The sequence below is a fragment of the Acidovorax sp. Root219 genome (assembly GCF_001428665.1).
In the GTDB taxonomy this organism is placed as follows: Bacteria; Pseudomonadota; Gammaproteobacteria; order Burkholderiales; family Burkholderiaceae_C; genus Acidovorax.
This window is the reverse complement of record NZ_LMIJ01000008.1, coordinates 215,934-230,850: the sequence shown is the minus strand read 5'-3', so window position 1 is coordinate 230,850 and position 14,917 is coordinate 215,934. Positions and strand designations below refer to the sequence as shown.

The following is a 14,917-nucleotide window of genomic DNA, read 5'->3' as shown; positions in this document are numbered from 1 at the left end:
TGGTGAAAAAGCCGCCTGCGCGCTATCCAATCAGGCAAGTTCGCTTTAAGTGAACGGCATTACCTCTCGCGAGGGCTTTTTTGCAGGGGCCGGCCGCAGCCTGCCCGTGGCGATCTGGCGATCAGCCGCCCTTCTTGGAGCGCTTGCCAGGGTTCTTCTTGCTGCGCGTGGCGACGCCGCGCTCCAGGCTCACGCGCTGGCCGCGACCTGGGGTGGCCAGGTTGTAGCCGGGCACTGGCGTAGGGCGGGGGGTGCGCTTGCGGTCTGCTTCGGTGACGATCTTGTTGCCCATGGGAATTCTCTGGAAAAGATGGTGGAAAAACGTGTATTAGGCCATAGGTCGGGCTGGATGCAGAAAATGAAGCCTTTTCAGCACCGGTGACAGATTGGTGTTGGATGCCTCAATTGCCGGTGAACCGGGTCGCGAATGCCGCCCCGTGGTCGGTGGAGAGCGCCTCGCGGCAGTGGTGCGGCAGCACGAAACCGCGGCCTGCATCCTCCACGGCCTTGGTGCGTATCACAGGCGGTTGTGCGCGCACACCGCCGAAGATGGTGGCAAACGCCACGTCGGCCGCATCGCGCCCGGTGCCAAAGCGGATCAGCCCCATGGGGATGGCTGTGCCCGAGGGGTCGAACAGGTACCAGCGGTCGCCCAGGTAGGCCTCCACGTAGGCATGGAAGTCAGGCGGGCCCAGGTTCGGGTCGGCGCCGTAGTCGGTGCCAGTGGTGAAGCGTGCGGGGATATTGATCGCGCGGCACAGCGAAATCATCAGGTGGGCAAAGTCGCGGCAAACCCCCACCTGCTCGACCAGGGTGTCCACGGCCGAGGTGTTGGAATTGGAGGTGTTGGACGTGAACGCCACATGCTTTTGCACCCAGTCGCGGATCGCCTGCACCCGGCTGTGGCCCTGCCACAGGGCGCCGAACTCATTGAGCGCCAGGCGCAGCAGCCGGTCGGACTGGCAGTAGCGGCTGGGGTAGATATAGCCCATCACCTCCTGCGGCAGCCGCCGCACGGGCACTTCAGCCAGTTGCATGGGGTCCGTGCGGTGGTGGGTGATGTCCACCGTGGCCGAGTACGCAACGCTCAGCGGCCCGGGCTCGCCATGCAGGCGCAGATAGCGGTTGCCGGTGGCCGGGTCGGTGTGGATCTGCTGCGGGATGTTCTGGTTGATGACCAGGCGCTCGTTGCTGACGGCCTGGCTGGGCGTGTGCGCGGCGTGGATGTTGAACACGAAGTCGGCACCGTACTGGTCGATCTCGTAGTGGAGTTCGATCTCCAGCTCCATGCGCACCCGGGTGTTGGCCATGAACGGCGCAGCCGTGGCCTGCATGGGCGTGCTCTGCATGCCCTGCGACTGCAGCAACTGGCTGGAGGCAGGTGCAGCGCTGGCAGGCGACTCGTTGGCCGCAGCAAGGGGCAGGGGCGCCGTCATCGGGTTGAAGGGCGGGGCCATGGAAGAAGACGATTGCGCGAGCATGAAGTGAGCCTCTCTGGTGGGTGCAGCTCTGTCAGGCGCTGTGCGCCTGGCCTTGGGCTTTGCGTGGCCAGTGCAAGGCAACCCCTGCACACCGCTGCCATTGCAGGATAGGCGTTTACCCGGGTGCTGTATGTAGGCAGACAGCCTGTTGCCGTTGTCAACGGCGCTGACAGCTGCGTCTTTACACAGTGAGCCCCGGAGACCGCGCTGGCTCAGAGGCTGGGAATTTTTTGACCGTGTCCGAGGGGCGCGCCAAGACGCCCCGGATCTAGGCGCAAAGCACAGTCATAGCTCGGGCTATGGCGAGCATTTGCAACGACGAGCCGGGGTGTTTTGGCGTGCACAGCGGGCATGGACGAAAGATTCTCAGCCTCTCAGTCGAGCCCGAAGGCCTCGCGCAGCGCGCTGCAGAACATGCTGCTGCCGCTGATCGACAGGGTGAGGGTGGTGCGCGCCGGGCCGGGCGTGCCCGCCTGCACCGCAATGGTGCCGCTGGCGTCATCGAATGCCAGATCCAGGGGCGTGGCCACCTCCTGCACGCAAGCCAGGTCGTAATCCCATTCGCCGCCCTCGTCGGCCGGACCGCAGCCGCCAGGGAACTGCGCATGTGCCCAGGCCAGCACCTGTGCCACTTCGGCATGCAGGGCCGCCACCTGCGCCGGGGATACTGCAGCCATCGCATCGAACGTGCCGGTGCCCTCGAAGTCTTCGCTGTAGTCAAAATCCAGGTAGCGCAGGGGCATGGCGTGAGGTGGGGGCAGGGTGGGCCGTGCATTGTCGCGCAGCAGGGGGCTGCATTTCCTAGAATGGCGGGCTTCGCTTCTCCAAGGTCTTGCGTTCCATGCCTGCTGCCAGCACCGATGCCATCCTGCACATCAACGGCCTGTGCTTTGCCTACCCCGAATGCCCGTTGTTCCAGGGCCTGGACGCCCGATTGCCGGCCGGCACCACGCTCGTGCTCGGCGCCGACAGCAGTGGAAAGACCAGCCTTCTGCGCCTGTTGGCGGGCGAGCTTGTCGCTGGCGCCGGCCAACTGGTGCTCAAGGGTGTGCCTTTGCATGCCTCACCTGCCGCCTACCGCGCCCAGGTGTTCCAGGGCGACCCACGCTCGGACGCGCTGAGCGAACAGGTGGCGCAGGACTGGCTGGCGGCGCTGCCCGCCCGCTACCCGCAGTTCGATGCGGCGGCGCTGGTCCGACACATCGAAGGCTTCGAACTCCAGGAGCATCTGCACAAGCGCTTCCTGATGCTGTCCACCGGCACGCGGCGCAAGGTGTGGACGGCCGGGGCCCTGGCCTCGGGCGCGGCGCTGACGCTGATCGACGAGCCCGTGGCGGGGCTCGACAAGCCCTCGGTGCAGTACCTGCAGCAGGCGCTGGCCGCCATGGCGACCCAGGCGGACCGTGCCGTGGTGGTGGCCCACTACGATGCCCTGGTGGGTGTGCCTTGGCAGGCCACCATCGCGCTGCCTGACCGGTAACCCTGGCCGAACAGGATCGTTTCCCAGGCCCTAAACTGGGGTCTGTGCCGCCATTGCGGCCGTTTTCACCGGAAATTCCCATGGACGCCCTTCTTTTCGCCCCCGTCGCCGTGGCCATCGCCCTGACGCCCGGCCCCAACAATTTCTGCGGCCTCAACAACGGCATTCGTGCCGGTGTGGGCGCAGCCCTGGTGGGCACCCTCGGGCGGGCGGCGGCGTTTGCGATTTTTCTCACCGTATCGGCCGTGGGCCTGGGGGCCATGCTGCTGGCGTCCGAAGCCGCCTTCACTGCCGTGAAGTGGGTGGGCGCCTGCTACCTGTTCTGGCTGGGCTGGCGCGCCTGGCGCAGCCGCGAGTTCAATGGCCTGGAGGTCGTGGACGGGGCCGAGGTGGCTGCGAGCGCGGCGCCGGTGCGCCTGTGGTCGCTGATCACGCAAGAGTTCCTGCTGGGCATCACCAACCCCAAGGCCATCATCCTGTTCGCGGCCATCTTTCCGCAGTTCATCGACCCGGCGCAGCCGGCGGCGCGCCAGTTCCTCATATTGGGCAGCGTGTACCTGGCGGCCGAGTTCGTCGCCACGGCGGTCTACGCCGCAGGTGGCCGGCAGATCCGCCGCTTCATCCGCACTTCGCGCGGCGTAGTGCGCTTGAACAAGGCCACGGGTGGCTTCTTCATGGGCGCGGGCGGCCTGCTGCTGGCCACCAACCGCTGACCCGCACCGCACCTGGGTTTCTGCTTTGAAAACGCCGTAAAGCGAGGGTAAAGGCAGGGTAAATCCCGGCCCAGGGGCTCTGGAGTGTCGCGGCGGGTGGCTACCATAGCCACGAATCCATTTGTTACGCCCACCATGCCCTCCCTCCGTTTCCCGTCTGTGCCTTCGCGGTCCCTCTTGCGCCAGCAGGGGCGTGCCCTGTGGTGGGTGTTGTTGCTGGTGCTGATTGCGGCCGCTGTGGGTGGGGGTCTGTGGTGGAAGCAGCGCCAGGCAGCCCCTGCCCAGGCCGACGCGCCTGCGGGGCGGGGCGGCCCGGGCGGCCCCGGTGGCCGGGGGCCGGCCCGTTTCAGCGTGGGCGGCCAGACGCAACCGGTGTCGGTCGGCGTGGTGCGGCGCCAGGACGTGCGCGTGCAGGTCAACGCCATCGGCACCATGAGCGCACGCGCCACGGCGGTGGTGCGGGCCAAGGTCAGCGGCGAGCTGACCAGCCTGCGCTTCAAGGAGGGCGAAGAGGTCAAGGCCGGCCAGTTGCTCGCCGAGATCGACCCCCGCAGTTACCAGGCCTCGCTGGGCCAGGTGCAGGGCAATCTCGCACGCGACCAGGCCCTGCTCAAGAACGCGCAGCTGGACCTCAAGCGTTACCAGGACCTGCTGGCCAAGGACTCCATCGCCAGCCAGCAGGTGGACACCCAGGCTGCGCAGGTGCGACAGCTCGAAGGCACCGTGGCGGCTGACCAGGCCCAGGTGGATGCCGCCAAGCTGCAGCTGAGCTACACCCGCATCACCGCGCCCATCGCCGGGCGCCTGGGCTTGCGCCAGGCCGACCGGGGCAACGTGGTCGGCCCCTCGGACGCCAACGGCATCGTCACCATCAACCTGGTGCGCCCCATCGACGCGGTGTTCTCCGTGCCCGAGGCGCACCTGGCGCAGATCAACCAGCGCCTGTCCCAAGGCGCCGAGCTGCCCGTGGAGCTGTGGGACCGCGAGCAAAAGCGCCGCCTGGCGCGTGGCCGCCTGGGCGCCCTGGACAACGCCATCGACGCCACCACCGGCACCATCAAGGTCAAGGCCAGCTTTGCCAACGACGACGGCACGCTGTTCCCCAACCAGTTCGTGAACGTGCGCCTGCAGGTCAACCTGCTGGAAAACGCGCTGACCGTGCCCGGCACGGCCATCCAGAACAACTACGTCTACCTGGTGCAGCCCGACGGCACGGTGACGCAGCGGCGCATCCGCGTGGGCGTGGCCGACGGCGACCGGGTGGCGGTCGAAGGTGAGCTCAAGGACGGCGACCAGGTGGTGGTCGACGGCATTGACCGCCTGCGCGAAGGCGCCAAGGTGGCCGTGATCGATTCGGGCGCCGCCGCCCGCGCCGACGAGGCCGCACAGGATGGCGGCGCCCGCCGCGCGGCCATGATGCGCAACCTGACCCAGGAAGAGCGCGACAAGCTCGCCAAGATGACGCAGGAGGAGCGCCGCGCCTTCTTGCGCAGCAAGCGCAACCAGCCCGGTGCCGCCGGGCCTGCAGGCGCGGCCAGCGGCACGGTGGGTAGCGAGGCCGCAGCGCCAGCTGCCGGTGCATCTGCTGCTGCCGGGCCTTCGCCTGCGGCATCGCGCCCTGCTGGTGGCCGCGGCGCCGAGGGTTCGCGCGGGGCCACCGAGGGTGCACCACGCGAAATGCCCCGGGTCGGCACTGGCGCCGGCGCCGAAGGCGGTCCGCGTGCGGAGGGCGGTGCCACCGACGGAGAGCGCCGCCCTGGCATGTCGCCCGAGGTGCGGGCTCTGCTTGAAAAGATGAGCCCCGAGGAGCGCCAGAAGCTGCAGGCCATGGCGCCCGACGAGCGGCGTGCCTTCATCCGCAGCAAGATGCAGGCGGCCGGCATTGCGGCCCCTGGCGCAGCGGCGTCGCGCTGACGCGGCCCCGATCACCCTGAAGCGGGCACCGTCCCCATGAACCTTTCGCGCATCTTCATCCTGCGCCCCATCGCCACCTCGCTGCTGATGGTGGCGCTGCTGATCGCAGGCCTGCTGGCCTACCGGCTGCTGCCCATCTCGGCCCTGCCCGAGGTGGACTACCCCACCATCCAGGTCACCACGCTGTACCCGGGTGCGAGCCCCGACGTGATGACCTCCAACGTCACCGCGCCGCTGGAGCGCCAGTTCGGCCAGATGCCGGGCCTCGCGCAGATGTCCTCCACCAGCTCGGGCGGGGCCTCGGTCATCAACCTGCGCTTTGCGCTGGATATGGCCATGGACGTGGCCGAGCAGCAGGTGCAGGCGGCCATCAACGCCGGCAGCAACCTGCTGCCGAACGACCTGCCCATGCCGCCCATCTACAGCAAGGTGAACCCGGCGGACGCCCCCATCCTCACGCTGGCCATCACCTCGCCCTCGCTGCCCGTGATCCGCGTCAACGACCTGGTGGAGAACCGCCTGGCGCCCAAGCTCTCGCAGGTCAAGGGCGTGGGCCTGGTGGCCATCGCGGGCGGGCGCCGCCCGGCCGTGCGCATCCAGGTCAATCCGGTGGCGCTGGCGGCGGTGGGCATGACGCTCGAAGACGTGCGCAGCATGATCGCCTCGTCCAACGTCAAGCAGGCCAAGGGCGGCTTCGACGGCCCGGCACGCGCTTCGACCATCGACGCCAATGACCAGTTGCAGTCCGCCCAGGAGTACCAGAACCTGGTGATCGCCTTGCGCAATGGCGTGCCCGTGCGCCTGAGCGACGTGGCCGCCACGGTGGACGACGCCGAGAACACCCGCCTGGCCGCCTGGGCCGGCACGCCCGACACGGGCGCGCGCGCAGGCGTGATCCTCAACATCCGGCGCCAGCCCGGCGCCAATGTGATCGAGACGGTGGACCGCATCAAGGCCCTGCTGCCGCAGCTGCAGAGCACACTGCCGGCCTCGCTGGACGTGCAGATCCTCACCGACCGCACGGTCACCATCCGCTCCTCGGTCAAGGACATGCAGGTCGAGCTGGCCCTGGCCATCGGCCTGGTGGTGGCGGTGATCTTCGTGTTTTTGCGCAGCGCCTCGGCCACGCTCATCCCCAGCGTGGCGGTGCCGCTGTCGCTGGTGGGCACCTTCGGCGTCATGTACATGGCGGGGTTCTCGATCAACAACCTCACGCTGATGGCGCTGACCATCTCCACCGGCTTCGTGGTGGACGACGCCATCGTGATGATCGAGAACATCGCGCGCTACGTGGAGGAGGGCGAGCCCCCGCTGCAGGCCGCGCTCAAGGGCGCCAAGCAGATCGGCTTCACCATCATCTCGCTGACCATCTCGCTGATTGCGGTGCTGATCCCGCTGCTCTTCATGGGCGACGTGGTGGGCCGGCTGTTCCACGAGTTCGCCATCACCATGGCCGTGGCCATTTTGATCTCGGCCGTGGTCTCGCTCACGCTCACGCCCATGCTGTGCGCGCGCCTGTTGCGCCACACGCCCGAGGAAAGCCATGGCCGCCTGTACCAGGCCACGGGCCGCTTCTTCGACCGCACCATCGCGCACTATGGCCGCGCGCTGAACTGGGTGCTGGGCCACCAGGGGCTCACCTGGATCGTGTTCATCGCCACGCTGGCGCTCACGGTGCTGCTGTACATGGTGGTGCCCAAGGGCTTCTTCCCGGTGCAGGACACGGGCACGCTGCAGGCCACGACCGAGGCCGACCAATCCATCTCGTTCGCCGCCATGGCCGAGCGCCAGCAGCAGCTGGCCGAGCGCATCCTGCGCGACCCGGCCGTCAAGAGCGTCTCGTCCTTCATCGGCGTGGACGGCGCCAACACCACGCTCAACACCGGCCGCCTGCTGATCGACCTGAAGCCCCATGGCGAGCGCGACAAGGCGTCCACCGTGGTGCGCCGCCTGGCCGACGACACGGCCGACCTGCCCGGCATCCGCCTGTATGCCCAGCCGGTGCAGGACCTGACCATCGAGGACCGCGTGGCGCGCACGCAGTACCAACTCCTGGTCTCCTCGCCCGATTCCACGCAGTTGCAGGCCAGCACCGCCGACCTGGTGCGCCGCATGCGCGGCCTGCCGCAGCTGGCCGACGTGGCCAGCGACCTGCAGAGCCAGGGCCTGCAGGCTTATGTGCAGATCGACCGGGCCCAGGCCAGCCGCCTGGGGGTCACGGTGTCGGGCATCGACACGGCGCTGTACAACGCCTTCGGCCAGCGCCTCATCTCCACCATCTTCACCCAGTCCAACCAGTACCGCGTGGTGCTGGAGGTGGCGCCGCAGTTCAAGGTGGGCCCCGAGGCGCTGGCCAACATCTACGTCACCTCCACGGCCGGCAAGCCGGTGGCGCTGTCCACCGTGGCGCGCATCGAGGAGCGGCCCATGGCCCTGGGCGTGAACCACGTGGGCCAGCTGCCCGCGGCCACCATTTCGTTCAACACCGCGCCCGGCGTGGCGCTGGGCGATGCGGTCAAGGCCATCCAGGCCGAGCAGGCCGCCGCCAAGGAAGCGGGGCTGCTGCCGCTTTCGGTGGAGACCAGCTTCCAGGGCGCTGCGCTGGCCTTTCAGGCTTCGCTGTCGAACACGCTGTTGCTCATCCTGGCGGCGGTGGTCACCATGTACATCGTGCTCGGCGTGCTTTACGAAAGCACCATCCACCCGATCACCATCCTCTCCACCCTGCCGTCGGCCGGCGTGGGCGCGCTGCTGGCGCTGCTGGTGACGGGGCTCGACGTGGACATCATCGCCATCATCGGCATTGTGCTGTTGATCGGCATCGTCAAGAAGAACGCGATCATGATGATCGACTTCGCGCTGGAGGCCCAGCGCGAGCAGGGCATGGGCGCGCGCGAGGCCATCTACCAGGCCTGCCTGCTGCGCTTTCGCCCGATCCTGATGACCACGCTGGCGGCCCTGCTGGGTGCCCTGCCGCTGATGCTGGGCACGGGTGTGGGCAGCGAGCTGCGGCATCCGCTGGGCGTGACCATGGTGGGCGGCCTCATCGTGAGCCAGCTGCTCACGCTGTTCACCACGCCGGTGATCTACCTGACCTTCGAGAACGCGGCCGAGCGCTGGCGCGCACGGCGCGCGGCCAAGGCGGCCGCGGCGCAGGGGGAGAGCCATGCGCAGGGCTGAAACTGCTGCGGTGGGTGGGGGCATGCCGTGAGCCTGTCCACCCCTTTCATCCACCGCCCCATCGCCACCATGCTGCTCACCATCGGCCTGGCGCTGGCGGGGGCGGTGTCGTACTTCCTGCTGCCCGTGGCACCGCTGCCGCAGGTCGATTACCCCACCATCTCGGTCTCGGCCAGCCTGCCCGGGGCCAGCCCCGACACCATTGCCGCCACGGTGGCCACGCCGCTGGAGCGGGCCCTGGGGGCCATCGCGGGCGTCAATGAAATCACCTCGCGCTCCACGCTGGGCAGCACCTCCATCACGCTGCAGTTCGACCTGAGCCGCACGGTGGACAGCGCCGCGCGCGACGTGCAGGCGGCCATCAATGCATCGCGCACGCTGCTGCCCACGGGCATGCCCAGCAACCCCACCTACCGCAAGGTGAACCCGGCCGATTCGCCCATCATGATCCTCGCGCTCACGTCCAGCTCGCTCACGCGCGGGCAGATGTACGACGCGGCCTCCACCGTCATGGCGCAAAAGCTCTCGCAGGTCGAGGGCGTGGGCCAGGCCTCCATCAGCGGCGGCGCATTGCCCGCCGTGCGCGTGCAGCTCGACCCGCTGCGCCTGGCGGCCAACGGCGTCTCGCTGGAGCAGGTGCGTGCGGCCATTACCAGCACCAATGCCAATCGCCCGCTCGGCTCGGTCGAGCGCGAGGACCATTACTGGCAGGTCACGGCCAACGACCAGGCCCGCGTGGCAGCCGACTACGCCCCCCTGGTGCTGCGCTGGAAGGACGGCAACGCCATCCGCCTGGCCGACGTGGCCCAGGTCACCGACTCGGTGCAGGACGTGCGCAACTTCGGCGTTGCCAATGGCAAGCCGGCCATCCTGCTGCAGGTGTACAAGCAGCCCGGCGCCAACATCCTCGAAGCGGTGGAGCGCGTGCGTGCGCTGCTGCCGGCGCTCAAGGCGTCCATCCCGGCGGCCATCGACATCGAGATCGTCTCCGACCGCACGCCCACGCTGCGCGCCTCGGTCAAGGAGGTGGAGCGTGCCCTGCTGATCGCCGTGGCGCTGGTGATCATGGTGGTGTTTCTGTTCCTGCGCAATGCGCGCGCCACGCTCATCCCCAGCGTGGCGGTGCCGGTGTCGCTGGCGGGCACCTTCGGCATCATGTACCTGGCGGGCTACACGCTCGACAACCTGTCGCTGATGGCGCTCACCGTGGCCACCGGCTTCGTGGTGGACGACGCCATCGTGGTGCTCGAGAACATCATGCGCCACATGGAGCGCGGCAAGACGGCGCTGCAGGCCTCGCTCGACGGCGCGCGCGAAATCGGCTTCACCGTGGTGTCCATGAGCATCTCGCTGATCGCGGTGTTCGTGCCCATTTTGTTCATGGGCGGCATCGTGGGCCGGTTCTTTCGCGAGTTCGCCATCGTCATGTCGGCGGCCATCCTGGTGTCGCTGGTGGTCTCGCTGACCACCACGCCCATGATGTGCGCGGTGCTGCTCAAGCAGCACCGCGCGCCCAGGGCGCCCAGCCAGTCCCGCTGGGCGCGCTTTTCGCGCTGGGTCGACCGGCTGCAGGAGCGCGGCCTGCGCGCCTATCGCCGCAGCCTGGCCTGGTGCCTGCGCCACCAGCCCGTGGTGCTGCTGGTGCTGCTGGGCGTGGTGGCCAGCAACGTCTACCTGTACACCGCCATCGACAAGGGCTTCATGCCCGAGCAGGACACGGGCCGCATCTCGGGCTTCATCCGGGCCGACCAGTCCACCTCGTTCCAGGCCATGGAGCAGCGGCTGCAGCGCTTTCTGGCCATCGTGCAGGCCGACCCGGCGGTGGAGCATGTCACCGGCTTCACGGGCGGCTGGCAGCGCAATGCGGCGCAGATGTTCATGTCGCTCAAGCGCGGGCCGGGGCAGGAGAGCTCGGACGCAGTGATCGCGCGGCTGCGCGAGCAGCTCAAGAACGAGCCCGGCGCGCGCCTGTTCATGACCCCCCAGCGCGACATCCGCATCGGCGGGCGGCAGAGCAGCGCCTCGTTCGACTACACGCTGCAGGCCGACGACATCGCCGAGCTGCGCACCTGGGAGCCGCGCATCCGCCAGGCCCTGTCGCAGCTGCCCGAGCTGGAGGACGTGAACAGCGACGTGCAGGACTACGGCCTGCAGACCACGCTGGTGATCGACCGCGACGCCGCCACGCGCACGGGCCTGTCGGTGGCCACCATCGACGCCACGCTCAACGACGCCTTCGGCCAGCGCCAGGTGGGCGTGATCTACAACCCGCTCAACCAGTACCGCGTGGTGATGGAGGCCGCGCCCCAGTACCTGCAGGACCCCGAGACGCTGCGCAGCTTCTTCTTCGTGAACAACCTGGGCCAGCAGATACCGCTCACGGCCTTTGCGCGCATCACGCAGACCAATACGCCGCTGTCGGTCAGCCACGACCGGGGCACGCCGGCCAGCACGGTGAGCTTCAGCCTGGCGCCGGGCATTTCGCTGTCGCAGGCCACCGACGCGGTGCACAACGCGGTGTCCGAGCTGGGCGTGCCCGTGGGCATACGCGGCATCTTCGGCGGCACGGCCGGGGCCTTCCAGGATGCGCTGGCCGGGCAGCCGCTGCTGATCCTGGCGGCCATCATCACCATCTACCTGGTACTGGGCATCCTCTACGAGAACCTGGTGCACCCGCTCACCATCCTCTCCACCCTGCCATCGGCCGGCGTGGGTGCGCTGCTGGCGCTGATGCTGTTCAAGACCGAGTTCTCGCTGATCGCGCTGATCGGGGTGATCCTGCTCATCGGCATCGTCAAGAAGAACGCGATCATGATGATCGACTTCGCGCTGGTGCGCCAGCGCGGCGGCCACGTGAGCGCCGCCCAGGCCATCTACCGCGCCTGCAACCTGCGCCTGCGCCCCATCCTCATGACCACCATGGCAGCCATTTTTGGCGCGCTACCCCTGGCCCTGGGCCGGGCCGATGGCGCCGAGCTGCGCCAGCCCCTGGGCATCGCCATCGTAGGCGGGCTGCTGTTCAGCCAGGTGCTCACGCTCTACACCACGCCCGTGGTCTACGTGGCTCTGGACCGCCTGCGCGCACGCGTGCTGCGCACGGCGCGCCGCTGGCGCAGACAGCGCCCAGCGCCGGGCCCCGCCGTGGCGCTTCAAGGAAACGATTGATGCTTTCGACCCCTTCTTCCCCGTTCCCCGCACGCCTGGCGCTGTCGCTGGCCGTGCTGGCCCTGCTGGGTGCCTGCGCCAGCCAGCAGGCCTACGAGCGCCCGGCCATGGACATCCCGCCGGCCTACAAGGAAAGCAGCGCTGCCGCCCAGGGCCTGTGGCAGCCCGCCCAGCCCGGTGGTGACCAGACCTTGCCCCCCGCATGGTGGTCGCTGTATGGCGATGCCACGCTGGATGTGCTGCAGCAGCAGGCCGCCGCTGGCAACCAGAACATCGCGCTGAGCGTGGCGCGCCTGCGTGGCGCCCAGGCGGCGGTGGCCAGCAGCAGCGCCAGCCTGCTGCCCAGCCTGGGCGCCAGCGCCAGCAGTTCGCGCTCGCGCAGCGGCAGCACGCTGCAGGCCGACGGCAGCAGCAATGCGCGCATCAGCACCAGCCATTCGCTGGGCCTGAATGCGAGCTGGGAACTCGACCTCTGGGGCCGCATCTCGGGCACGGTGGATGCCGCCCGCGCCAGCGCCCAGGCCAGCGCCGACGACCTGGCCGCCATGCGCCTGTCGGTGCAGGCCACGGTGGCGCAGACCTATTTTTCGCTGCGCGCCGCCGAGGCCCAGGCCCGGCTGCTGCGCGAAACGCTCGATGCCTATGACCGCAGCTGGGAGCTCACGCGCAACCGCCAGGCGGCCGGCGTGGCATCGCTGGCCGACGTGGCCCAGGCCGAGGCGCAGTACAAGAACACCCAGGTGCAGCTGCTCGAATCCGAGACCAACCGCACCCAGCTCGAGCATGCGCTCGCCGCCCTGGTGGGCCAGGCGCCCGCCGCCTTCAGCCTGCCGGCCACGGCCGAGCTGCCAGCCCCGCCGCCCGTGCCCGCGCAACTGCCCTCGCAACTGCTGGAGCGCCGCCCCGACATCGCCGCCGCCGAGCGCCGCGTGGCTGCTGCCAATGCCCAGATCGGCGTGGCGCGCGCGGCCTTCTTCCCGGCGCTCACGCTCTCGGGCTCGGCCGGGTACCGGGGTTTGGAGCTGTCCAACCTGCTGAGTGCGCCCAACCTGTTCTGGTCGCTGGGCCCGGCGCTGGCCGTCTCGCTGTTCGATGGCGGTGCGCGCACTGCCGCCGTGGAATCGGCCCGCGCCAGCAACGACCAGGCCGCTGCGAGTTACCGCCAGACGGTGCTGACGGCGCTGCAGGAGGTGGAGGACAACCTCACGGCTGCCACCGCCCTGGCGCAGGAGCAGCAGCTGCAGACCGAGGCCCTGGCCGCCGCCCAGCGCGCCCTCGATGTGGTGAACAACCAGTACCGCGCGGGCACCGTGGGCTTCCTCAACGTGATCACGGCCCAGGCCTCGGTGCTCTCGTCGCAGCGCAGCCTGATCGACGTGAAGAACCGCCGCCTGGCAGCTGTGAACATGCTGCTCAAGAACGTGGCGGGCAACTGGGAGCCGCTGGCGCGTTGAGGGGGCCGCCTGCGGTCAGGTCAACCCGCATGGTCCGTGGACGCGAACACCCTCCAGCCCTGGTCGCTGTGCAGCAGGTTGTAGGACTCGCGCCAGCCACTGACCACGCTGCCATCGGAGCGCAAGATCTCCCAGGAGACGGTCGCCAGCACGCTGAGTGCACCCATGGACACCACCTCCAGATCGCGGTACCGGCACGACCGGCAGCCTTCTCCATGGTACGTGGTGAGTACGGACTGGAAGTAGCCGGCAATCTCCTGCCCGCTGTGGAAGGACCGCAGCGCCCCCTGGGCATCCAGTGAGATGCAGGGCTCGGCATAGCGCTGGGCCACGAGGAAACCGTCGAACGTGGCGAAGGCCACAACGAAGTCATCGAAGAATTGCCGGATCTGGTGATGCAGGTCAGTGGTGGCGGGCATGCGACGTCTTCCTGTTGTGCGATGGGTGTCCGGCGGCAAACGGGCCGGACGGGTGGGCCGGGCTCATTCTGCAGCCCCGCCACGCGACTGCGCGCCTTCGGCCAGCAGCCATTCGCGGAACGCCGCAAACGCCGGCAGGTCCAGCCGGTCGGGCCGGTAGCACAGGTAGTGGCCCTGGTCCACGCGAATGGCGCTGCCGCAGGGGGCGAGCAGCGAGCCCTCGGCAAACTCCTTTTGCACCAGCAGGGCCGGCACCAGCCCGATGCCCAGGCCGTTGAGCGCGGCCTGGATCAGCGCCGAATACTGGGCGAAGCGCGGGCCCGCGAGGGTCTGCACCTCGGGCACGCCATGCTGCGCGGCCCATTGTCGCCAGGCCGTGGGCGCGCCCTCGTGGTGCAGCAGGGTGTGGCCCAGGATGTCCGCAGGCTGGGCGATGCGGTGGCGCCCCGCGACCAGGCTGCGCGCCACGATGAGCACGAACTCGCGCCCTGCGATGTATTCGGACACCACGCCCGGCCAGCCGTCGGGGCCGTAGCGGATGGCGGCGTCCACACCGGCCGGTATGCCGTCGCTGGGCTCCAGGTGGCGGCTGAAGCTGAGCATCACGTGGCGGCTTTTCTGGCTGAAGTCCGGCAGGCGCGGGATCAGCCACTTGGTGAGGAAGGTGGGTACGCTGGCCAGCGTGAGCAGGCCTGCACCTGCATCGCCCGAGCGGGCCTCGAAGGTGGCGGCCTCGATGGCGCGCAGGCCGCCCGAGATCTTCTGCCAGTACACCCGCCCTTGCGGTGTGAGCTCCACCCCGCGGCCGTTCTTCTGCAGCAGTTGGCGGCCCAGAAAGGCTTCCAGCCCTGCCACCTGCTTGCTCACGGCGCTGGCCGTGATGCACAGTGCGCCCGAGGCCAGGGTGATGCTCTGGTGCCGGGCCACGGCGTCGAAGGCCAGCAGTTCCTGGATGGTCGGGCAGTCGCGTTTCATATCCGGGTTTGGTGAAAGCTGTGTGAAAAACGTTTTCCAATTGCTCAGCTGTCCTCATCCAGGTTTCACCCATCATGGGGTGGTCTCTCCCTAGAATTTGGCCAGTGCTGCGGCATGCCTTGTGGCGGACAGTAGC

11 protein-coding genes are annotated in these 14,917 nt (G+C 68.8%); 6 read left to right on the top strand and 5 right to left on the bottom strand.

Features of this window, described 5'->3' with window-relative positions; all coding sequences use genetic code 11:
* Positions 1-121 precede the first annotated feature (121 nt).
* From ASE28_RS32580 to ASE28_RS08315, 3 genes are all read right to left on the bottom strand, one after another.
* Positions 122-292, bottom strand: coding sequence for a hypothetical protein (locus ASE28_RS32580; RefSeq protein WP_164470704.1), 171 nt, complete (start codon positions 290-292; stop codon positions 122-124).
* 109 nt (positions 293-401) lie between these two features.
* Positions 402-1,310, bottom strand: a complete 909-nt coding sequence (locus ASE28_RS08320; protein ID WP_057201374.1) for a transglutaminase family protein — start codon at positions 1,308-1,310, stop codon at positions 402-404.
* A 545-nt stretch (positions 1,311-1,855) separates the two neighbouring features.
* On the bottom strand, positions 1,856-2,224 hold the full coding sequence (locus tag ASE28_RS08315; RefSeq protein ID WP_057266127.1) for a hypothetical protein: 369 nt from the start codon (positions 2,222-2,224) through the stop codon (positions 1,856-1,858).
* 98 nt (positions 2,225-2,322) lie between these two features.
* Here ASE28_RS08315 and ASE28_RS08310 point away from each other — a divergent pair, with 98 nt between their 5' ends.
* The 6 genes from ASE28_RS08310 (at position 2,323) to ASE28_RS08285 (ending at position 13,387) form a co-directional block, all read left to right on the top strand.
* On the top strand, positions 2,323-2,961 hold the full coding sequence (locus tag ASE28_RS08310) for an ATP-binding cassette domain-containing protein (protein WP_057266125.1): 639 nt from the start codon (positions 2,323-2,325) through the stop codon (positions 2,959-2,961).
* An 80-nt stretch (positions 2,962-3,041) separates the two neighbouring features.
* Positions 3,042-3,674 carry a LysE family translocator gene (locus ASE28_RS08305; RefSeq protein WP_057266123.1) on the top strand — a complete coding sequence of 211 codons (633 nt, stop codon included), beginning with the start codon at positions 3,042-3,044 and terminating at the stop codon, positions 3,672-3,674.
* A gap of 135 nt (positions 3,675-3,809) precedes the next feature.
* Positions 3,810-5,588, top strand: a complete 1,779-nt coding sequence (locus ASE28_RS08300) for an MdtA/MuxA family multidrug efflux RND transporter periplasmic adaptor subunit (RefSeq protein WP_057266121.1) — start codon at positions 3,810-3,812, stop codon at positions 5,586-5,588.
* Between the two features lie 36 nt (positions 5,589-5,624).
* On the top strand, positions 5,625-8,768 hold the full coding sequence (locus ASE28_RS08295) for an MdtB/MuxB family multidrug efflux RND transporter permease subunit (protein WP_057266120.1): 3,144 nt from the start codon (positions 5,625-5,627) through the stop codon (positions 8,766-8,768).
* Positions 8,769-8,795: 27 nt separating this feature from the next.
* The gene (locus ASE28_RS08290) at positions 8,796-11,933 is read left to right on the top strand and encodes an efflux RND transporter permease subunit (protein WP_057266118.1); all 3,138 of its coding nucleotides are present in this window, start codon (positions 8,796-8,798) and stop codon (positions 11,931-11,933) included.
* The gene (locus ASE28_RS08285) at positions 11,933-13,387 is read left to right on the top strand and encodes an efflux transporter outer membrane subunit (RefSeq protein ID WP_057266116.1); all 1,455 of its coding nucleotides are present in this window, start codon (positions 11,933-11,935) and stop codon (positions 13,385-13,387) included. The genes ASE28_RS08290 and ASE28_RS08285 overlap by 1 nt, the downstream gene beginning before the upstream one ends.
* Positions 13,388-13,407: 20 nt before the next feature.
* On the opposite strand, the gene ASE28_RS08280 is transcribed toward ASE28_RS08285, so the two are convergent.
* Both ASE28_RS08280 and ASE28_RS08275 read right to left on the bottom strand, forming a co-directional pair.
* Positions 13,408-13,806, bottom strand: coding sequence for a hypothetical protein (locus ASE28_RS08280; protein ID WP_057266113.1), 399 nt, complete (start codon positions 13,804-13,806; stop codon positions 13,408-13,410).
* A 63-nt stretch (positions 13,807-13,869) separates the two neighbouring features.
* Complete coding sequence (locus ASE28_RS08275) at positions 13,870-14,781, bottom strand: LysR substrate-binding domain-containing protein (protein WP_057201221.1); 912 nt, start codon at positions 14,779-14,781, stop codon at positions 13,870-13,872.
* Between the last annotated feature and the right edge of the window lie 136 nt (positions 14,782-14,917).

Coding starts and splice junctions, on each gene's coding strand:
- ASE28_RS32580 (WP_164470704.1), bottom strand. CDS start 292: ATGGGCAACAAGATCGTCACCGAAGCAGACCGCAAGCGCACCCCCCGC.
- ASE28_RS08320 (WP_057201374.1), bottom strand. CDS start 1,310: ATGGCCAACACCCGGGTGCGCATGGAGCTGGAGATCGAACTCCACTAC.
- ASE28_RS08315 (WP_057266127.1), bottom strand. CDS start 2,224: ATGCCCCTGCGCTACCTGGATTTTGACTACAGCGAAGACTTCGAGGGC.
- ASE28_RS08310 (WP_057266125.1), top strand. CDS start 2,323: ATGCCTGCTGCCAGCACCGATGCCATCCTGCACATCAACGGCCTGTGC.
- ASE28_RS08305 (WP_057266123.1), top strand. CDS start 3,042: ATGGACGCCCTTCTTTTCGCCCCCGTCGCCGTGGCCATCGCCCTGACG.
- ASE28_RS08300 (WP_057266121.1), top strand. CDS start 3,810: ATGCCCTCCCTCCGTTTCCCGTCTGTGCCTTCGCGGTCCCTCTTGCGC.
- ASE28_RS08295 (WP_057266120.1), top strand. CDS start 5,625: ATGAACCTTTCGCGCATCTTCATCCTGCGCCCCATCGCCACCTCGCTG.
- ASE28_RS08285 (WP_057266116.1), top strand. CDS start 11,933: ATGCTTTCGACCCCTTCTTCCCCGTTCCCCGCACGCCTGGCGCTGTCG.
- ASE28_RS08280 (WP_057266113.1), bottom strand. CDS start 13,806: ATGCCCGCCACCACTGACCTGCATCACCAGATCCGGCAATTCTTCGAT.
- ASE28_RS08275 (WP_057201221.1), bottom strand. CDS start 14,781: ATGAAACGCGACTGCCCGACCATCCAGGAACTGCTGGCCTTCGACGCC.